Origin of the sequence: Paraglaciecola psychrophila 170 (assembly GCF_000347635.1) — a bacterium.
GTDB classification, from domain to species: domain Bacteria; phylum Pseudomonadota; class Gammaproteobacteria; order Enterobacterales; family Alteromonadaceae; genus Paraglaciecola; species Paraglaciecola psychrophila.
Genome location: NC_020514.1, coordinates 2,149,343 through 2,171,150 on the forward strand (window position 1 = coordinate 2,149,343; position 21,808 = coordinate 2,171,150).

The 21,808-nt window shown below is 41.7% G+C and carries 15 protein-coding genes and 2 pseudogenes; 10 read left to right on the top strand and 7 right to left on the bottom strand.

Features of this window, described 5'->3' with window-relative positions; all coding sequences use genetic code 11:
• From C427_RS09310 to C427_RS09350, 10 genes and pseudogenes are all read left to right on the top strand, one after another.
• Positions 1-909, top strand: coding sequence for a metal ABC transporter solute-binding protein, Zn/Mn family (locus C427_RS09310; RefSeq protein ID WP_226991155.1), 909 nt, complete (start codon positions 1-3; stop codon positions 907-909).
• A 64-nt stretch (positions 910-973) separates the two neighbouring features.
• A complete protein-coding gene (locus C427_RS09315) occupies positions 974-2,320 on the top strand; it encodes a CobW family GTP-binding protein (protein ID WP_007638366.1) in 1,347 nt (448 codons plus the stop codon).
• A 32-nt stretch (positions 2,321-2,352) separates the two neighbouring features.
• Positions 2,353-2,790 carry a hypothetical protein gene (locus C427_RS09320; RefSeq protein ID WP_007638367.1) on the top strand — a complete coding sequence of 146 codons (438 nt, stop codon included), beginning with the start codon at positions 2,353-2,355 and terminating at the stop codon, positions 2,788-2,790.
• Positions 2,791-2,851: 61 nt separating this feature from the next.
• Positions 2,852-3,040: a DUF1289 domain-containing protein gene (locus C427_RS24810; protein WP_081589016.1), complete on the top strand. Its 189-nt coding sequence runs from the start codon at positions 2,852-2,854 to the stop codon at positions 3,038-3,040.
• Between the two features lie 289 nt (positions 3,041-3,329).
• A complete protein-coding gene (locus tag C427_RS09325) occupies positions 3,330-5,552 on the top strand; it encodes a TonB-dependent receptor (RefSeq protein ID WP_007638368.1) in 2,223 nt (740 codons plus the stop codon).
• Between the two features lie 134 nt (positions 5,553-5,686).
• Positions 5,687-7,204 (top strand): PepSY domain-containing protein, encoded by a 1,518-nt coding sequence (locus tag C427_RS09330; RefSeq protein ID WP_007638370.1) that lies wholly within the window; start codon positions 5,687-5,689, stop codon positions 7,202-7,204.
• A gap of 329 nt (positions 7,205-7,533) precedes the next feature.
• Positions 7,534-8,025: a hypothetical protein gene (locus tag C427_RS09335; protein ID WP_007638376.1), complete on the top strand. Its 492-nt coding sequence runs from the start codon at positions 7,534-7,536 to the stop codon at positions 8,023-8,025.
• 360 nt (positions 8,026-8,385) lie between these two features.
• Positions 8,386-9,473, top strand: a pseudogene (locus tag C427_RS25885) (transposase).
• A 243-nt stretch (positions 9,474-9,716) separates the two neighbouring features.
• Positions 9,717-9,957 (top strand): annotated as a pseudogene (locus C427_RS28990) (IS6 family transposase); the annotation flags it as partial.
• A gap of 474 nt (positions 9,958-10,431) precedes the next feature.
• On the top strand, positions 10,432-11,262 hold the full coding sequence (locus C427_RS09350; RefSeq protein WP_007638390.1) for a mechanosensitive ion channel family protein: 831 nt from the start codon (positions 10,432-10,434) through the stop codon (positions 11,260-11,262).
• A 49-nt stretch (positions 11,263-11,311) separates the two neighbouring features.
• On the opposite strand, the gene C427_RS09355 is transcribed toward C427_RS09350, so the two are convergent.
• The 7 genes from C427_RS09355 to C427_RS24820 all read right to left on the bottom strand — a co-directional run bounded on the left by C427_RS09355 (position 11,312) and on the right by C427_RS24820 (position 21,476).
• Positions 11,312-11,515 (bottom strand): hypothetical protein, encoded by a 204-nt coding sequence (locus C427_RS09355; RefSeq protein WP_007638392.1) that lies wholly within the window; start codon positions 11,513-11,515, stop codon positions 11,312-11,314.
• A gap of 13 nt (positions 11,516-11,528) precedes the next feature.
• Positions 11,529-11,621: a hypothetical protein gene (locus tag C427_RS28810; RefSeq protein ID WP_081589018.1), complete on the bottom strand. Its 93-nt coding sequence runs from the start codon at positions 11,619-11,621 to the stop codon at positions 11,529-11,531.
• Positions 11,622-12,159: 538 nt separating this feature from the next.
• A complete protein-coding gene (gene putA, locus C427_RS09360; protein WP_007638393.1) occupies positions 12,160-15,990 on the bottom strand; it encodes a bifunctional proline dehydrogenase/L-glutamate gamma-semialdehyde dehydrogenase PutA in 3,831 nt (1,276 codons plus the stop codon).
• 300 nt (positions 15,991-16,290) lie between these two features.
• Positions 16,291-19,410: an efflux RND transporter permease subunit gene (locus C427_RS09365; protein WP_007638394.1), complete on the bottom strand. Its 3,120-nt coding sequence runs from the start codon at positions 19,408-19,410 to the stop codon at positions 16,291-16,293.
• Positions 19,410-20,720 (bottom strand): efflux RND transporter periplasmic adaptor subunit, encoded by a 1,311-nt coding sequence (locus C427_RS09370; RefSeq protein WP_007638396.1) that lies wholly within the window; start codon positions 20,718-20,720, stop codon positions 19,410-19,412. The genes C427_RS09365 and C427_RS09370 overlap by 1 nt, the downstream gene beginning before the upstream one ends.
• The gene (locus tag C427_RS09375; protein ID WP_007638397.1) at positions 20,717-21,151 is read right to left on the bottom strand and encodes a universal stress protein; all 435 of its coding nucleotides are present in this window, start codon (positions 21,149-21,151) and stop codon (positions 20,717-20,719) included. The genes C427_RS09370 and C427_RS09375 overlap by 4 nt, the downstream gene beginning before the upstream one ends.
• Positions 21,152-21,257: 106 nt before the next feature.
• The gene (locus tag C427_RS24820; protein WP_015430735.1) at positions 21,258-21,476 is read right to left on the bottom strand and encodes a GNAT family N-acetyltransferase; all 219 of its coding nucleotides are present in this window, start codon (positions 21,474-21,476) and stop codon (positions 21,258-21,260) included.
• Between the last annotated feature and the right edge of the window lie 332 nt (positions 21,477-21,808).

Genomic DNA, 21,808 nt, shown 5'->3' on the forward strand with positions numbered 1-21,808 from the left:
ATGAACAGACTACTCCCTTTTTCTACATTTCAGTTTCTTTGCTCAGGGTTTCTTGGCCTAGTATTTTTAATGAATACAGTCAGCGCCAACGAATCGAGTATTCGCGTCGTTACTAGTTTTTCCATTTTGGAAGATTTAGTTAACAAGTTGGGCGGTGAACACGTCGTGGTGGCCAATTTGGTTGCCCGCAATCAAGATGCGCATACCTATCAACCCAAACCTTCTGATGCGGTTGCCATTGCTAAAGCTGATTTGGTCGTCTTTAATGGCTTGGCATTTGAAGGTTGGATAACACGTTTAATAAAGAATAGCGGCTATAAAAACAAACAACTTATTGCCAGTGATGGGGTCAACGCTATACGTAATGGCGAAGAGGTTGACCCACATGCCTGGCAGAGTTTTGACAATATTCGTGTGTATATTCAGAACATCACTCACACATTGATCACGCTAAGGCCACAGCACACCGATGAATTTACCCAGCGCCAACAACAGTACCTTAATTCATTAAATACTTTAGAGAACAACCTGCTAAAAGAACTTGCAGATATCCCCGAGAATAAACGCATTGTTGTTACTAGCCATGATGCCTTCGGGTATTTAGAGCGTGAATTCAACATTCGTTTTTTAGCTCCGCTTGGCCTAAGCATAGAGATAGAAGCCTCAGCCCAAGATGTCGCTAATGTGATTGATCAGATACGCGAGCAGAATGTAAAAGCACTCTTTGTAGAAAACATCAATAGCCCGCGTTTGCTAGAGCGTATTGCATCTGAGACAAATGCGGTCATTGGTGGTCGCCTGTATTCGGATGCATTAAGTGACGTCGATGGCCCAGCAGGCACGTATTTAAACATGATGCAGCACAATATTAGTTCGTTAATCAGCGCCTTTAACTTGCCTTCGCATTAACTATAAAACGATATGATATATCACAACTTAAAAACTCAAAAAACGCAACAACGAGGATATCTTAATGCCTACTAAAACTCCCGTAACGGTACTCACCGGTTTTCTTGGTAGTGGTAAAACCACGCTGCTTAATCGTATCTTGTCTGAAGATCACGGTCTTCGCATCGCAGTGATTGAAAATGAATTTGGCGAAATTGGTATTGATCAAGACTTGGTGATCAATGCTGATGAAGAGATTTTCGAAATGAATAATGGCTGTATTTGCTGCACCGTACGTGGTGATCTCATTCGTATATTGGGCGATTTGGCCCAGCGCAAAGACAAATTCGACCTTGTGATTTTAGAAACAACTGGATTGGCGGACCCTGGCCCCGTTGCGCAGACGTTTTTTGTGGATGAAGCTACTCGTGAGCAATACGAGCTCGATGGCATTATTACACTTGTCGACGCAAAGCATGTCCACACACACCTTGATGATAATACAGATGAGGTTATGGCTCAGGTTGCTTTCGCTGATCGTATTATTATCAACAAAGCCGATTTGATAACGCAAGACGAGATGTCCGCTCTTAGAAGACGCTTGTATGATGTTAATCAAATGGCTGGTTTTTATTCGGCCACCATGGCGGATGCACCCATTGCTGAACTGCTGAATATTGGAGGTTTTAATTTGCAGCACGCGATTGAGATGAAACCCAGTTTTCTTGAGCCAGAATACCCCTTCGAATGGGGGGGTATTTGGAGGTTGCCAGCGGGTCACTACCGTTTTCAATTTGAAAATGGTCCAGATCCTGACATGTCCTTTCTAATGGCAAATGTGAGTGACGTCTCTGAGGCGGCTGTATTGGCGTTAGCCGAAACAGTGTTTGTTGAGTTTTCAAAGGCAACGGTGCCTCTGATGCACGGTCAGACAATGTCCGATGTTGGAACGTGTTACCGGCTTCAGCTCGAAGGGCAAGAATTTTATGAATTTAACTTCGAGATAGAGTCCAACAAAGAAATAGCGATTTTTTCCCAGCACACACCAGAAGAGTTTGAGTTGAAACTATTGAGTCAGGATGATACCGAATACACCCCAATTGCAGAGCACTATTTCAATGCCGAACATGAGCACGACGACGCAGTGTCGTCTGTCTCTGTTGAATTACCAGGACTGTTCGATTCAGACAAGATAAATGCTTGGCTCAGCGCATTTCTAGAAATAAAGGGCATTGATATTTATCGCATGAAAGGTGTTCTCGGCGTTCAAGGCGAGAGCCTTCGATTCGTATTCCAGGGCGTGCATATGATGTTTGGTAGCCAGCCCGGTGAACCTTGGGGCGATGAGCCACCTGTCAACCGTATTGTATTTATAGGTAAAGACCTAGATGAACAGTTTATACGTCATTCTCTTGAAGGCTGTCTGCATTAGCGTTTTGAAAAGGAATAACATGAGTCAACCATATGAAAGATATTAAGAACATTTTCCAAGGTCTTGAAAATAAACTAAGACAGTCACCTTGGTTTGAAGACGACTGGCAGATATACAACCGAGGTGCATACCTACAGCTCTATAAATCGAATTGGCACAATCAAAATCAAGGTGGAATACATTTTGAAACTTTTATTGAAGCGCCTCAGATTAAACAGAAAGCATTTCCAGTTTGCATGCATGCTGAAGAGGATTGTCCTTCTCAAGCAAAATTTATTCAAAAATTTCTAGAAATAGAAAGTTCTCGTATAGATGGTTGGAAAGGATTCAAGGTATCTGGAAAGGGTTACAGTATTTGCCAGCGAACACTACCGCTCAATTACAAAAATTTGGAACAACGGCTTTTAGAGGAGTTTAACCGACTTCGGCAATTAGAGTCTGGTGTTGAGCAGGTTTTACGTGAGCTTTGATTACAGAGTTATTTAAACCAGAGCGACTTGATTATAGAGCAAAAGTTATGAGAGCAAAAAAGTGAAGCAACATCAAAGCCCTTGCATTGATATCTGTGAATTCACTGGGCCTAAGAGGTGGTGTTTGGGTTGCGGGCGTACTCGTCACGAGTGCGAAATATGGAAGGAGATGAAACCGTACGCTAGAAATCGCCTTATGAATGAACTTCAAAAACGGATGTTTCAAATTACTGATAAGCGTTCTGAATAGTTCGGGACGCCGTCGGTAAATAAAGAAATCTTTTGCATAGATGTTATGATATGTTATATCATAACATCTAATGGAGTGGTGTTTGGCTAGCGGTCTTACTCGGCAAGAGTGTAAAAAGTGAAAGGCGATGAAACCGTATGCTAGAAACCACCTTATGAATGCACTTCAAAAACGGATGTTTCAAATCATCGATTAGTGTTCTGAATAATTTGGACGCCATCGGTAAATAACGACAATTTTTTTAAATACTTAATGATACGATGTATCATATCTTGATGTGAGATAGTTAATGTTTAATATTTATTATAAAAATAGGGTTTTGCAGAACAACCTAAAACCTGCTCTTTTACGCAAGCTTAAGGCTGCTCTGCGCAGCCTGCCCACCTTAGCAATAATAACGAGTTCCTGTGCGGCAATAGCCAACGATGCTAATAACGACATGCAGACGGGTTTCGAAAGTACAGTCGAGGTAATTCACGTCATTGGTAATAAGGTAACCTCTATTAGCGAAAGCGGCAGCCGATTAGGCTTAAGTTTGAAGGAAATACCCGCGACCATCGACATCATTAGTGGCGACGCCATACGCATTAGAAATGACTTTTCACTTCTAAATGCAGTGACGCGAAGTGCAGGATTTTCTGGCGCAGGAAACCCAGGTAATGGCGGCACGAGTATTAGCGCAAGGGGGTTTACAGGTCAAGATGCGGTCACCAAACTCTATGATGGCAATCGTTACTTCACGCTTGCCGGCACCCTTACTTTTCCTTTTGACACTTGGGCGGTGGAACGGATTGAGATTTTGAAAGGGCCTGCTTCCGTATTGTATGGACTTGGCGGTATCGCTGGTGCTTACAACGTCATTCCCAAATCTCCTTCAGAGGAGTTTGAGGCGGACATTCGGCTTTCGGTTGGCGAAAACAACACACAATTTCTAGGCGCGAGTGTTAATGGCACACTCGCGGAATCTGTGGTAGGTCGAGCCGATATTAGTGTTAGCAAATCAGATAATTGGGTCAGCAATGGCGCAAGCGAATCTGAGATGGTGGCTTTAGCGCTTAAATGGCAAGCAAGCGACAACCTAGCGTTAACTGTGCGTCATGACGCGGGCGAACAATCACCGTTACGTTATTTCGGCATACCCCTGGTTGACGGCGATTTTAATAAAGACTGGGTCGGATTAAATTTTAACGTAGGTGATTCGCGAATAAATTATGACGATCGAATAACACGCCTAATCGCTGATTGGAACATATCGGATTCTGTCAGCCTTGATGCAGAACTATTTTCATTGGATACCGACCGTTACTGGCAAACTGCAGAGACCTACTCAACCAACAGTGACAGTAGTTTGATTATACGTGCAGATCCACTGATTATACGCCACGAATTAAAGCAACAAGGGCTGCGTGGTAACCTTGTATTCAATTCAAATATTGGCGATATGGGGTGGAAGTCATCTGTTGGATTTGAGCTTACGGATGCCAGCATGAACTACACATCCAACTTTAATTCATCACACCCCAACTCGGTAGACTGGGGCGGTGATACTGATTCAGTGGACCCGACTAACTTTATTGCTGGCTCATGGTCGGATTTGACCGACAGTGTTGCGGTACTTGATCAGGTATCGGACGTCAGCCAAGTGGCCATATTTGCAGAAACACAGTTACGCTTCACTGATAAATTTGCGCTTGTTTCTGGTCTTCGCTACGACATTATCAAGACGGATTACGAACGACTAACCTACAACGAATTCGGTGTTCGAGATACTACTGTAGACAATAGTGTTAACCAGAACGTTAAGCCATTAATGGTGAGGTTAGGATTTGTTTACGATCTAAATCAAGATACTGCATTATATGGACAAGTCTCGACAGGTGACACACACCAAAATGGCGGTGATATTGTTCGTGTTAGAAATTCACTGCGTGAAGCAGACACGGTAACGGTGAAACAAACTGAAATAGGAATTAAACAATCGTTGATGGAGGGAGGGCTTACGTGGAATCTGGCGATATTTAATATCGCTAGAAAGAATATGCTGATTGACGACCCGGATAATTCCGATCCAACCGTCTTCACATTAGTACCCGAACAAACCGCGCAGGGCATTGAGATTGGACTTAACTATATTTTAAACGAAAGTCTGGTCACGTATATCAATGCGGCTATAGTCGACTCAGAACGCGATACAGGTAGTGAATTTACTCCCACTCCGTACAGCCCAGATATCACTTTAAATGCAGGCTTTTTTTATAACGCAACAGAGCGCGTTCGCTTCGGTGCTGACCTAAGATATGTTGACGAACGCCCTTATAAAAACACCCCCATACCGTCTTATACCGTTTGGGATCTGTTCCTTGGTTATAGTATCAATGAGTCTGCCCGGCTGACGGTCAACGCCAAGAACATTAGCGATGAGCTCTATGCAACATCGGCTCACTGGGCTGGCGGTCAATGGTCAGTTGGGGAGCCACGCACTCTTAGCCTTACGCTGGATCTTAATTTTTAAGAGGAGCCTCCCTCTTCTTATCCAACGTTCCTAATTAAAGTTCCTAGTTAAAGTCATAGATGTCCCATTTAAAGTGGGGTTTGTCTATGGCCTTTACCAGCTTTAAACAGATCACCTAAGCCCAATGGATAACAATGAATTTTAAACGCACCTTATATCTAACGCACCGTTGGTTCGGCATTGTAATGTCGATGATATTCTTTCTTTGGTTTGCGTCGGGCATTGTGATGTTGTATGTCGAATACCCTGAACTGACCGAACGTGAACGGGTTAATGCTGCGTCTCTATTGGAATTAAAAGCCATAAATACGAGTTTTTCTGACATTCAAGATCAAATTTTAAGTGAGTCAGCCATTAATCAATTGGACCTCTTGTCAGTACTAGGAAGACCTGCATACAAATTGACGTTCGCTGATAACAGCAAAACGATTATTTACGCTGATAATGGCAATACGCTTAAGGACATTCAGCCGTCAGATGCTGAAAAAATAGCGACTTTATACGCGCAAAATAGTGACCCTACTTCGCAGAACAATGCGCCTGAATATTTAGCAAGTATAGAGATGGATCAGTGGACGGTTTATGGAGGATTCAATGAGCATCGCCCATTACATAAGGTGGGCCTTAATAATACAAAAGGCACTATTTTATATATATCCAGCTCTACAGGTGAGGTCCTTCGAGATACTCATAGCTATGAACGAATGTGGAATTGGGTCGGTTCGACTATACATTGGATTTACCCAATGCAATTGCGCAAACATTCAAACCTTTGGGTCAACGTCGTCATTGTTATTTCGTTTGCGGGGGTTATTTCGGTTGTCTCAGGAACAATCGTTGGCTTTTTAAGGTTACGCCTAAAGCGTCGCTATAAAAATGGAGCGGTTACGCCGTATACAGGCATACAAAAATGGCATCACCTTTTGGGTGTTATGTTTGCCCTTTTTATCACCATGTTTATAGTGAGTGGTCTTTTTTCAATGAACCCATTTGGGGTTTTCAACAATAAGACCTCTTCTGTTGAGCAAATCAACCGTTATACCGGTGGCACTTATGACTTAACTAAGTTTGATCAGAGCCTTGAAAACCTAAGCGACAATGCCGAGACAATGCAAGATATTAAAGAGCTCTCTTGGCAGATGCTTGACGGCGAAGGTTTACTCATTGCTAAAAGAGAAAATGGCAATAATTTACTAGACCCTCTGCGCATAGTGACTAACTTAAACGCAGAGGAACTCGAACCAAAAACGCGTTCCGCAATTTCTCAATTACTACCCGATAGTGAATTAGTCAAACTAGATAAAATCACCGAATACGATAATTATTATTACACCACACATAACCGTTATATGCCCTTGCCGGTCTTTAGAGCTCGGTTTTCTGATATCGAAAACACTTGGTATTACATTGATGCCACAACAAGTAAAATATTAGCTCGTTCGACACAACCAGACCGGATAAAACGCTGGCTCTATAACGGTTTACATAGTTTGGATTTTCAATTTCTACTAGTAAATTGGCCGTTGCGGGAAGGTATAGTCATATTTTTATCGATAACCGGAGTTATATTCTCGTTAACCTCTTTGGTAATGGCCTGGCGCAGATTACGAAAAAACAAATTATTAAAAACCAAACAATTAACGAATAGCTAAAATGAACAGATATTACTTTAAGGTCTCATCACCCTGTCATCTTATAACCTAGTTGAGCTGTCTATTGGTTATAGAATCAACGAGAAAAGTCGAGTGACGGTTAATGCGCAGAATATCTTTGATTAACTCTTTTCAACAGCAGACCGCTAGACAGACGGACAATGGCTGGTTAGACAACTAGGAAGCCTCAGTTTTACACTTGATTTTGATTTTTAAAAAACTATTACAGTAAAAGTGTTGCTTGTATGGGTAGACTGAAATGAATTTTTTTCGATCCATACATGTATCACTCCATTTTTATATGACTCAAAAAAACAGAGGGTGTCACGATGAAATTAATAAACCTCATAGCTACTGCTTCAGTACTATCGGCCTGCAGCCAACTACCTACGGGAACTGCTGACAATGCCTCACTTACATGGATGGAGGTTAAACCTGAGCCTTTTGCATACCAAGATCAGTCCGAAAAATACAAGTCTACCGAACTTGAGATCGTACTCGCTGCTGGTAGCGCCATGGAGCTTAAATTTGCCATGCAGAAGCACGATACGATGGTTTATCAATGGCAAGTGCAAGGAGATGCTGAAGGCCTTTCCCTAACAGAGTTTCATGGGCATACGGCAAAACCGGACGATGGCAGCCTAGGAACCTTGGTTTTCTACAAAAAGCATCAAGACAGTCAAGAAAGTGGCAGTTTGACTGCAGCATTCGCAGGTGACCACGGCTGGTATTTCGAGAATGACACAGACAAAGACATTAGTATTCAACTCACGGCTGCAGGTTGGTACGAAAGTGTGAAGGAAATCCCCGTACCCAGGTAATCCATAAAGGTATCTACAAAGGCTGGCAGCTTAACGTTTTTAGTCTTTGTATTTACTATGGTTAAACATAGACTAAGGCTCTCTGTTTATAGATATTTAGCTTCTAGATAGCTCTTCAAATACACAGGGTCACCCATCTAGATTTTCATAATGTATTGATGCATACGCATCCCACAAAAGTACTCAGTGCCAGACAACGTTCAAGTGCTTTATCACAGATCTATGGCTTACTCCCAAGCTGCTAAGAAAACTTAAAAGGCAAAACTTAAATAGGCCACCCATAATAATTTGACTGATTTTTGTACTGTACTAAGTTTTGATAACACCAATTGAAATAGCACAAATTTAAAGGAGTCACTCATGCCCAAGCCTTGCTCTTCTGGGCAACCTCATCGACACCCCCTATTACCATTGCGTTTCACGTTGCGTTAGACGTGCCTTTTTATGTGGTACGGTAGCCACGCTATTGACGAATATTCAGGTACGAGTTACGAGCACAGACGGACCTAGGTCGAAGACAAGGTGTTGTGGTTACCGTTAGTATTTGCCATTGGTATATGCGCCTATGCTGTGATGAGCAATCATGTGCATTGGGTGCTGTGTGTGGATAAAGATAAAGATAAAGATAAAGACATGTCTTGGTCAGATAAACAAGTGGTAGGACGCTGGCATCGGTTACATAGAGGCACATTACTGAGCCAGAAATTCATGCGTAACGAGTTGTTAAGTGAGAGTGAATGGATAAGCCTTAAAGAGACTATCACTATATACCGTCAGCGTTTGTATGATATCAGTTGGTTGATGGCCAGTTTAAGCGAGCCCATCGCCAGGCAGGCCAATAAAGAAGACGGCTGTACAGGCCGATTTTATTCGCTGCCATCCCTGGCGCTCACCCTTCGGGCCAGCTGAAGCTGTTCAACTTTTTTTCCAGAAAAATTTGTGGGAAGGGCGTTTTAAATCTCAAGCCTGCTTTTACGACAAGAAGGGATGATGCTGCAGTCTTATCTTGTATGGCGCATGTCGACTTAAACCCGATTAGAGCTAAAATGGCAAAAACCTCCGAAACATCAAATCACACCAGCATTCAAAAACGAACCAATGCCATACAACAAAACAAACGCCAGCCTCATAAGCTACTGCCCCTTGTCGGCAACCCCAGACAAGACATGCCTCAAGGCATTGCCTTTTCTCTACAAGATTACTGTGAGCTGGTCGACACCACAGGCCGCATTATCCGAGCAGATAAAGCAGGTGCAATCAACTCAGCACAAAGCTCCATTCTGAGTCGATTAGGCCTTTCTGAAGAGCAATGGATAACCCTGACTACCGAATTCGAGCAACACTTTTGTTATGCCGTTGGCGCAGAGCAGATGATGAAAAAATTCAAAACGCATACCCACAGAAAACCGATAGGTGGGGTGAGGCAGGCCAAACGACTGCTATCCTAGAAAGACACAACAAACATTCAAACATCCCATTATTTTGTGCCTTTTTTTAATTGAAGAGGACGAAACATATCTAGAAATCAGCGTTCAACTCTTAGTTTTCTTAATGCAGCCAATACAGCCCCAGTTTTCCTACTGGCTTTACCCCATGACATTTTAAGCCCAAAATCAAGTGAGAAATATATACTTTTTATTTAATATTATTATGGATGGCCCATTTATTAGTGATTTATTACCGATAAATAACGCAGTTATTCAGCAGCAAAAAAAGAGCTTATACTTGGCTGGATCACTCCAGCCAGCATTACGAAAACAACCGATACAAGTTACCCCATCAACCTAGTCGGCAACAGGTGAGGCAGATGAGGCAATTTAAATCACAAGGTTAGGCTCAACGTTTTCATTCATGTCATGGCGTGGTTAATAATCTATTCGGCTTGGTCGCCATTTAATGAAAGCGAGTAATTATAGAGTGTTTTATGACTGAGCGTTCGTTGAGTGGGAGAGGGTGAGTTGTGTCCAAAATTTGGCATAGGTAATTAAATTCCATTCAATTGATCCAATCCCGGTAACTTGACAGTGCTCGGTCATCAACTGCATTGCCCGAAATGTGAAACTGACGTAATCGCGTATGACTCATGCTTTTGTTTATTTAAGGTTAGAATTTCCTACAATAGCGGCATAAATTACTCATCTTTAGCCGCTAAATTCCACTTTCGGTCGTTTATATATTATTGACAATGGCTAGAATTAGTATGCCTCTTCAGCGTAATTTACGTGTGTCTAACTATACCAAGCCACAAGACCATCTAAAATCAGGTCTTACTTTTTTGACCTTTTTTAAAATCATCAGGTCAGATACTCTAAACTCATTGCAGTCTTAGCCTGTTGCATAGATGTGGTACTGTCTTGGTTATTATATTATTCAAATAGTAACTCATCACAACTAAGGAACCGCTGAATGGAAGAAATTATTGGATCAAACATAAATGTTTCACAGTTAATAGACCAAGGTATATCGCTGGTGATCACATACGCACCTAAGCTTGTGCTTGCTATTATTACATTAGTTGTTGGTTTATGGCTGATCAACCGCTTTGTCGGAGTTCTAGACAAAAAGATTGGCGCTAAAGACCCAACACTGAATAAGTTTCTATGTGGACTAACTAGTGCAGTCATGAAAGTTATGCTACTTATTTCAGTCGCCTCGATGATCGGTATTGCAACGACCTCGTTTATTGCGGTGATCGGTGCTGCAGGTCTTGCAATAGGACTTGCGTTACAGGGAAGCTTAGCCAATTTTGCTGGCGGTGTGCTGATCCTAATTTTTAAACCTTTCAAAGTGGGCGATACAATCGAAGCTCAAGGTTTTCATGGTGCTGTCACCGAAATCCAGATTCTCTATACTGTGGTGGATACTTTTGACAACCGGCGTATTGTCATTCCAAATGGGAGCTTATCTAATGCTACCCTGGTAAATGTCAGTATTTACAAAAATCGTCGCTGCGACATGACCTTTGGGATCCACTACGACGACGACATCGACAAAGCGAAGGCTATTCTCCAACGTCTATTTGAGGAGGACGAACGCTCCCTGAAAGATCCGGAGCCAAGAATCTGTGTTGGAAGCCTTGGAGATAACTCAGTCAATCTTATGTTCCGACCTTGGGTTGCTACTGATGATCTGTGGCCTTACTACTGGGACATGCATGAAAAAGTGAAAAAAGCCTTTGATAAGCAAGGTATTACCATTCCCTATCCTCAACGAGACATGCATATTTATAAGTCTTAGCGATCACTGAACCTATTCCGTTATTCGAATTTCGCACACCGCCACTAAACTAAAATTTAGTGGCGGTGTGTCCGTAGCGCAGCTGTTTGGCGAACATCAACTGTTGATAAAAAGCTATTGATAAAAGCTGTTGATAAAATGCAAAGTGTTTAGTTGAGATCCCTTCACCTTGCTCAATTAACGTTATCGCCCAATTAGCTTGGCTTAAGTCCCTAACCACGCTAATGAGCTTGGTGCGCTGTTTAATCGACATCGAAGGCAATGCCTCATTCTGGCATTCGCCGTTTTATCGCAGAATCAAAGTAACAGACATTTTTTTCATAGGTCACTAGAGTAGGACAAATTGAGCGACAATAGATACCTCTGGTGAGTACGCCGGAAAAAAACTGTCAAGGCAAGCGTCACGGCTAACCTAGCTTGTTGACAAAGATATACAGTAAGATTGCAGTCGCTGTTAGTGTCCGCTGTGGAGCATAGCCCTATCAGAAACCAAATATCCCCAATGACAACTGATGATTATATCAAACCCGCCTGCCAGTTTATTAGGCAAGTCTGAGTTTTAAACATTGATATGCTCGTACACCAAATGAACGACTAGCCCTATTGTACATTAAGGCCAGTGCATTAAAGTATGTAGAGTATGGCCAAAGCCGACAATGGATTATTGAAGAACGGCTTAAAGCAAATGTTGTCTAGGATTTATAGCCTAGAATGTCGTTGTGAAGCTATAGTAAGCTCCTTTTCCCTTCGATTACCACATGTTCTAAAAGTAGGGCAAAAGTCAGCGTCACGTTGCTAATTTTGTTTGTCAATAATACATTAAGATGACGGATGCTCCGTCAAGGGTTCGCTTCGAATGTTAGTATCCAAAACGAACCGCTCTTTTATCTTTTATCCTTAATCTTCTTCATCTAAGGTCATGAGTGACGTATTACCACCAGTAGCGGTGGTATTAATACTGATAGCTTTTTCTGTTAATAATCGTTGCATTAAATTATCAAAATATTTTGAACTGATCACCGGTAAAATGGCACCTTGACGCTCTGCTAATTTCTCGCTGATATAATGTTTACGGTCACAATGACTATCAACAACAACACCTGATAATCCAGGTTGTGCCAGCAACGTTGTTAAATGGCATAACCGTGCAATTTGAAAAACATTCTTATCTTCACCTGTTGCAATGAATTCATCTCTAAAAGCTATTGCTTCATCATAAAACAAGTCAGAAACAACCGAGATAATGGTATTACCGGTTGCCAAAGCCGTTACGACAGAAAGCAACCAAAAGTGAAAAGTAACATTTTCGTCAGCAAAACAGATGATGTTGCCACGATTTTCTAAATATAGAGTATTAGACTCTCCTGTTGGACCCGGTAAAACGGTTGGTTCCTTCAAGTGTTTTTCAATATCAATTAATTGTGAGCGCGCCGCCTTTAAAGTCTGCGTTAAATCGTCTGCTAAATTATCAATGATTTCGATATGCGCTATATTTGCTAATACTTCGCTAACACAAGATATACGGGTATTTAACTCGGTCAAACGCCATATTTTTTCTGCGGTACTCGCTCTGTCCATCAATAATACTGCTTGTGCATCCGTATCGCGGTCTGAGGCTTCTGCTTGCTGTGGTAATAAATTGAGTTTCTTGGCACCGGGCGTTGTTATTTCTTTCACTAAACGCGTTAAATAATATGGGCCACCTGCTTTTGGCCCTGTACCTGAAAGACCACGACCTCCAAAAGGTTGCACACCCACAATAGCACCAATAATATTGCGATTTATATACACGTTACCTGCTCGTGATAGCTTCGCTAAATTTATGGCTCGCTGTTCAATGCGGGTATGGATACCCATAGTTAAGCCAAAACCTGTTGCATTAATATCATCAATAACTTTTTCTATTTCATCGCCTTTAAAGCGAACAATATGGACACAGGGGCCAAATACCTCCTGCTTCAGCGCCCTAATACTTTCTATTTCATAAAGTCGTGGCGCAAAAAAGAAATGTTCGTTATCTGCTATTTCATTTGTTATTTCATCAGAAATATCACATTGGTATAATAGTTGGCCATGGGTTTTCATATAGTCACTGTGAGCATTGAGTGAATCTAGCGCTTTTTGATCAATGACAGGACCTATGTCAGTACTCAGTTTTTCTGGATTACCTACATGTAATTCTGCTAATGCGCCTTTAAGCATTGTAATAACATTATCAGCAATATCGTCTTGTAAAAATAACACTCGAAGTGCAGAACAACGCTGACCTGCAGATTGAAATCCTGAAGAAATAACATCATCAATGACTTGTTCAGGTAGGGCAGTAGAGTCAACTAACATACAGTTTTGACCACCTGTCTCAGCAATAAAAGGGACTTGATCGCCGCCTCTATCAGCCAATGTTTGCGAAATTATAGTCGCTGTTTTAATTGAACCAGTAAAAATAACCGCTTGAACACGTGCATTAGGAATAATAACATTACCTACATTACTACCCTTTGCAATAACTGCTTGTACAACGCCATGTGGTAATCCAACAGATGTCATTAGTTCAATAGCGCGCAACGCAATTAAGCTTGTTTGCTCGGCTGGTTTAGCTAACACCGTATTACCAGTCGCAATGGCAGCAGTCACTTGCCCTATAAATATAGCTAACGGGAAGTTCCAAGGGCTGATACATAAGACCACACCACGGGCTTCTAAACGATCATCTTTTGCCAGTTCAATCGCTTGTTGTGCATAATAGCGACAAAAATCAACCGCCTCTTTGACTTCATCAATACCATCTTGTGCGGTTTTCCCTGCTTCTTTGATGCATAAGGCAATGAGCTCGTCGATATGATGTTCAAGTGCATCGGCAACACGGCATAATAAGGCCGCGCGTTCAGATACAGGCGTTTGTGACCATGAAGCAAATGCGTTTTGAGCGGTTTCGATCATCGCGAGCATTTCATCCTTGTTGTGATGTCGTTGAAAGCCAATAATTTCACTTTGCTTTGCTGGGTTCCTAATAGCAACAGACCCCTCTGGTACATCATCTTCAGAGAACAAGTTATCCATAAGCCAGTTGTCCAGTGATGTTTTTAAAGGGGTTACTGTATTGATATCTGTTAAATCTAGACCCTTGGAATTATCTCGACCGGCACCTTTTTCATCATGGTATAACGCGATGGGTTTGATTATCTGGCCGTTATATTTGTCTTTTAAGCGATGCATTTTATCAACGGGATCGACAAGCAAAGATTCGACCGGTTGTGACTCATCAATAATGGCATTAACAAAAGAAGAGTTAGCGCCATTTTCTAACAAACGACGCACTAAATAGGCGAGTAGCTCTTTATGAGGACCAACCGGTGCGTAGACGCGACATTGAACATTTTCATTGGCAACAACTTGATCATATAACGAGCCGCCCATGCCATATAGGCATTGAAATTCAAAACTTGTTTTGTCATTGCCCGCCAGTTCAAGAATAGTAGCGACAGTATAAGCGTTATGCGTAGCAAACTGTGGAAAAATAGTATCTCTATATTCTAATAATTTTTTCGCACAGGCGAGGTAAGATACATCAGTAGAAGCCTTGCGAGTGAATACCGGAAAATGCTGATAACCGCCTTTTTGGCTGTTTTTAATCTGAGTATCCCAATAAGCACCTTTTACTAAGCGCACCATCATTTTTCGGTCAACACGCATGGTGAGTTCACGTAACCAGTCAACTATAAAAATGGCGCGTTTTTGATAAGCTTGCAAGGCCATCGAAAAGCCATTCCAACCTTCTAACTCATCATCACTAAATACCGCCTCAATAACATCGAGGGATATATCTAATCGTTCAGATTCTTCCGCATCAACAGTTAAACCAATATTGTAGCTTTTGGCTTGCAAACAAAGTGCTTTAAGTTTGGGAGCAGCTTCAGCCATTACCCGTTCTTTTTGTGCAAATTCGTATCGAGGATGAATAGCAGAAAGCTTAACTGAAATACCAGGCACTTTGCGAGGGTCATTCTTACCCGACGCACGAGCAACTGCGCCAATGGTATCTATGGCAACTTGATAAGCTTTAAAATACTTTTCAGCATCACTCATGGTGCGCGCACCTTCACCTAGCATGTCGTAAGAATATACGAAGCCTTGCCGCTCTTTCTTGGTAGCATGATCAGTGGCATCTTGAATCGTTTCGCCAATAACAAACTGCTCACCCATAATTTTCATTGCGTAGTTCATTGCTTTACGAATGACAGGCTCACCTAATCGACCAATAACCTTCTTCAATAAACCAAAGCTATCTTTTTCGCGTTCATCAGCATAGTCAACCATGGTTCCGGTAACTAATAAGCCCCAAGATGAGGCATTAACGAACAGTGATTCACTGCTACCTATATGACTGTCCCACTGCCCTTTAGATATTTTGTCACTAATAAGGGCATCTTGAGTGTGCTTATCTGGTACACGTAATAAGGCTTCCGCTAAACACATTAACACCACACCTTCTTCACTTGATAATGTGTATTCTGCTAGTAAGGCATCTATTGCACCGTTTCCCGATTCGTCTCTACGTATTTTCAAAGACATTTTACGGGCTTTTTCCCACGCCCTGCTTGCAGCATTATCGTTAACTTCTGCCAAGGGTAAAATATGCTCTACCGAAACACTTTCATCAATACGATAAAACTCGCGAATTTTTTGACGAATAGGGGACGCCGTGATGTTTGAATTATTAAATAGCATATGCTTCACCTCAATATTTTTTTAAGTAATGTTTTGCAATTACATACGTTAATTACAATTTAATTTACTGCTTCGATTGAATGTAAAATTCAGTTGGTGTGAATCCACAGAAGCTCACATTGTAATCAGGGTACTGCTCATCATTTTGTGCAGATTAAGTTAATGCTTTTCGCTAATCAAAATAGTAGTAATACTCATCATTGAAGCTTGGCTCACTAAAATATCTGAATGTACTTTGAGCTATAGAAAAGCATCTAACCTAAATACTGGTTTTGCGTTAAATAGAATTGAATGTGTGCCCTAACTTTGACGGTCACTTTTTAGCTCTTCAATCTTAAATAGGCGCATGACCCATATAAAGAAGAATGGCGCGAAAAATAAAACCAATATTGTTGTGGCCGTAATACCACCCAGTACGCCAATTGATATCGCGTTTTGTGCTCCTGACCCTGGCCCTGCGGCAAATGCCAAAGGCATCACACCCAAAATAAATGTTAGTGATGTCATCAAAATAGGGCGAAGTCTCTGTTTAGCGGCCATGACCGCTGAATCATAGGCATTCATGCCATCTTCAAAATTAATTTTTGCAAACTCAATTATCAAAATTGCATTTTTGGCAGCCAAGGCAATGGTCATTAATAAGCCTACCTGAAAGTAAACATCATTTGCTTGTCCAGACCACCATGTGGCCAAAACAGCACCAAATATACCAAGTGGAACAGTTAGTATGATCGCCAAAGGTATGGTCCAGCTTTCATATAAGGCGGCCAATGCTAAGAACACGGCAATGATTGAAATCAAGTAAACAATCCAAGCCTGTCCACCGGATTCTTTTTCTTCATACGATAAGCCCGTCCATTCCAAACCAATTCCACTTGGCAAGCTTTCAGCGAGTTTTGATATCTGGTTAAGGGCTTCACCTGAACTAATGCCTTGTGCGGCCTCACCTTTAATTTCAAGAGAAGAATTACCGTCAAACCGTGTTAGCTTTGGTGCGCCATATGACCATTCACCTGAGCCGAAGGCTGACAAAGGGACCATACCACCAGTTGAATTGCGCACATACCATCGGTCTATATCTTTTGGCAGCATGCGGTACTCAGCGTCTGCCTGTGTGTAAACACGTTTAATACGACCATCTTCTAAGAAGTCATTAATATAAGAGCCGCCAAGTACAGTACTTAAGGTTTGGTTGATTGTGGCAATGGGTACACCCATTGCTTGCGCCTTGCTCGAATCAATATTGAGGTTATATTGTGGGCCGGGCGCCAAACCATTAAAACGTACACCTTTTAAAGAACTGCTTTGGTTAGCCTCTCCAAGAAACTGTTGCATGGCATTGTTAAGAGCGTCTTGCCCCAGTCCTGCTCGGTCAACCAATTGAAATTCAAAACCGCTGGAATTACCTAACGCTATTATGGCCGGTGGTACAATTGGAATAATCATAGCGTCTTTTACAGATGACAGCGCTTTACCTGCTTGTTTACTCACCTGAAAGACGCTTTGATTTTCTGTACGCTGGGCCCAATCTTTCATTTTGATAAATGCGATTCCAACGTTTTGACTGTTCCCAGAAAAACTAAAACCAGCCGCAGTAAATATTCCTTCAACCGCACCGTTTGTTTGGTCTAGATAGAAGTCTTCGACCTGCTTATTTTTCTCAACTGTTTGTTGCAAGGTTGAGCTGACAGGTCCGTTAACCAATGTGAACATCCGGCCTTGGTCTTCGTCAGGTAAAAATGACGTCGGTATTCTAACGAATAGACCAATTGCAACAGCGATTATCGTAAAGAACACTGCAGGTAGAATAAATCGGTTCGCCAATACTTTTTCTAAAAGGTTGGCGTGGCCCATCTTCATTTTATTAAATGCTTTATTGAAAAGTCCAAAGAATCCAGTGTTCTTTTCTATCTTCGCTTGTTTTAGAACAATGGCACATAATGATGGCGATAGGCTAAGCGCGACAAAAAGTGATATCCCCATTGCCACTGAAATCGTAACGGCAAATTGTCGATAAATTACCCCAGTCGATCCTTCAAAAAATGTAATCGGAATAAACACGGCCCATATAACTACGGTTGTGCCGACAAGTGCTCCTGAAATTTCTTTCATCGCTTTTATGGCTGCATCCTTTGGACTTATATTGGGATCCTTTTCCAATTTATTTTCAATGTTTTCGGTAACAACAATCGCATCATCAACCAACATTCCGATGGCCAGAACCAGCGCGAATAGTGTCAAAATATTGATGGAATATCCGATCATAAGAAGAAACGCAAAAGTGCCAAGCAGCACAACTGGAATGGCTACCGTCGGTATGAAAGTCGCGCGTGCTGTTTGTAAGAATATATAAATCACTAATATTACTAACAAGATTGCTATTAATAGCGTTTTTATGACGTCATAAATTGAAGCTTCAACAAAAGGTGAAATATCAACTGGATAAACGACCTTTAATTGTTTAGGAATAATATCGTCAAATTCTTGAATTCTATCTTTAACCGCTTGGATGGTTTGAAGGGCATTTGCATCTGACGCTAGTTCAATGGCAATTCCCGATGCAGGGCGGCGATTATAGCGGCCGATAACACTATAGCTCTCGGAACCAATTTCAACGCGGGCAATATCACCTAAGGTTACGTGTGCACCGTCTTGATCCACAGTCAGTAATATGTCTTCAAATTCATCCACGGTTTCAAGTAAGGTTTGTGCCGTAATGGTTGCGTTTAATTGTTGACCTTCAACACTCGGGGTCCCACCAATTTGTCCGGTGGCTAGCTGAACATTTTGTTGCTGCACCGCATTAATGACATCTTGTGTAGTAATGTTGAAATTGTACATTGATTGCGGGTTAAGCCAGATACGCATGGCGTGCTCTGGCCCGAATGTTCTGATTTGTCCGACACCATCAATGCGGCTAAGTGGTTCTTCCAAATTAGACGCCAAAAAGTCGGAAATTTCATTTCGCCCATATGCGTCATCTGTTGAATAAAACCCAACGATTAGGGAATAACTGCTTCCGGCCTTACTAACGGCAACACCTTGACGCTGAACCGCTTGAGGCAAAGAGGATTCTGCTTGAGATACTTTATTTTGAGTTTGCACTTGCGCGATGTCTGAATCGGTTCCTGGCTCGAAGGTCAGGTTAATGCTTGCCCGCCCAGATGAAGAACTTTCCGATTGGATGTAGCGCAGATTATCAATACCCGTCAGATTTTGTTCGATAATCTGCGTTACTGTATTTTCAAGTGTTTGTGCTGAAGCACCTGGATAAGTTGCTGATATTGATACCTTAGGAGCTGCAATATTCGGATATTGCTCAACTGGCAATGATGTTATGGCAAGCGTTCCGGCCCCCATAATAACGATGGCAATAACCCACGCAAAAATGGGTCTGTCTATAAAAAATTTAGAGATCATTAATTTGAGCTCGTTTTGTTATTTTCAGCATCGGCTGTAGCATGGTCATCAGATTTCGTTGCTTCAGAGGAGATATTATTTGAGACCTCCGAGTTGATGTTTTTAGGAACGACTTTGGAGCCCGGCTGCAACATCATTGTCCCCGCTACAATAACGGTATCGCCAGTTTTAAGACCGCTTTTGATTACCCAATTATTTTTGTAAGTGCTGTTGGTCACCACTGCACGCTTGCTTGCTATATTATTAACATCGACAATCCAAACCGCTTTTGAGCCATCGGACTCTATACTGACGGCTTTTTGCGGCACTATGATTGTTTCTTGAATTTCCATTTTGTCGATGGTTGCACGCACGAACATACCAGGTAACAAAGCTGCATTTGGGTTGGGGAACACAGACCTCAATCGAACTGTACCTGTGTTCTCGTCTACGGCTAAATCAGTAGCATACAGACTGCCTTTGTGGGGATAGATAAAATCGTTATTGCCAAATAAAAGTGTTACCTCAAACTTTGCATCTTCGCCTCTGGTCACTAAACTTAGTTGCAAAGTCTTTGCATCGGCTGCCGACTGAGACAAGTCGACGTAAACTGGGTCAAGTTGTCTAATGGTTGCTAAAGCAGCTTGTTGTTGAGCAGTAACGAGAGCACCGTCAGTGACTGTCGATGGGCTAATATATCCTGAAATAGGTGCATAAACCTTAGTGTAGTCAAGGTTGATTTTTGCTGTTTTTACCTCAGCCCGCGATAGAGAAACAGCGGCTTTAGCTCGTGCCACACTTGCCTTAGCGCTGTCAAACTGTTGCTCGCTTAGGGTGTTGGTTTTTATCAGGCTTCGATAGCGGCTTTGTAATGCAAGGGCAAGCCCTAGTTCTGCTTTTATATTCTGCAAATTCGCATTTGCGCTTTGCAAATTCGCATCATATCTTGCCGGATTAATCTGGTAGAGTTGCTGACCTTCTTCAACAAGGCTACCTTCTTCAAAAAAACGCGATTGAATAATACCGCTCACTTGAGGACGAATTTCTGCTGTTTTGAAGGCCTTTACACGGCCGGGCAATTCGTTGGGCATGGCAATTATTTTTGGTTCTATCGTCATGACACTTACTTGTTTTAAAGAACGCTGCCGTGTTTGATCCGAATTGTCCGTGCAGCCTACTAACAAAAATACGCTTAAACATGCCATAAATATTGAGGTCATTGTTTTCTTGGATGAAAAAGGGCATGTAACCGTTGCATTTGGTGAGCAGTGAGTTATGCCACCAGATTCGCCGCTTATTATTTTATTTGCTTCTAATGTTTTAGATTTCATCCATGAACCCGAACAGCAAGAACGTCTTGTTTCACGCCATGCAACACAGAATTGGCTGTTGAACCAAGCAGTAATTTAATGCCGCTTCTGCCATGTGTACCTATTACAATTAGGTCTCTATTTTTTTCATTGGCCATTTCTTTTATCTCATCTGCCGCGACACCAATTTTCACAAAAACATTATGCTCATTAATACCAAATTCTGTGGCGATATCACTTAGTTTTTTATGGGCTAAGGACATGCGTTCAGAATCGTCTATCGCGTTGTATTCCATTGGATAAAGGTATGGTTGAATATGTGTTGTAGGTAGCAAGGTATACATCAATATTAAATCATCAGGCGACTGAGAAACCGCTAATGCTTTGCGAATAATACTTTCGTGGGGTGCATTAACGTCTATTGCGACTAATATTTTTTTGTAATTACTCATCGTGTTTACTCCATTGAGTGTTTAAATTGTAGAACGATTTCATTGCTGATTTGTGTCTTTTAGTTATGATTAGTCGAAACTAAATAATGACCTTGACCATGTCATACTAAAGAGTCATCGAAAAAATAACTTGGCTTGAGTTTTTAGGATCAGTTATTGACGCCATGCCTAAAATTTCAGCTAGTTCCCGCATTTTATAGTTACTACAAAGTTCAATTAAGATAAGTTTTTTAATACTGTTAGTCCGTGCATGCTCGATCAAATGATTAGCTAGTTCTGTAGCGATACCCTGATGATGATACTCATCCGACACAGTGACAGCCATTTCACGTTCATCTGGTTTAGAATCGATCGCGTAAAGGCAAATGCCGATTTTTTTTCGTTCCCTCCCTGTTGAATTGTCGCGATATAGGCCATGGAATTTATGTAATCGATATTATAAAGTGTCGAAATCATTGACGAAGATAATTCCATGCTACTGCTAAGGAAATTCTTATGCTTAGCTAGTGCTGAAAAATCCCGCATGAAAGCTGCCTCTATTTCTATGTCATCGGATGTAATCGGTCGAATAGTGACGTCTAAATCGCCAGCTTTTATATGTTTGTAATCATTTTTGTCACTATTAATGAGCAGTTCTTTCATGATTAATAACCCCTG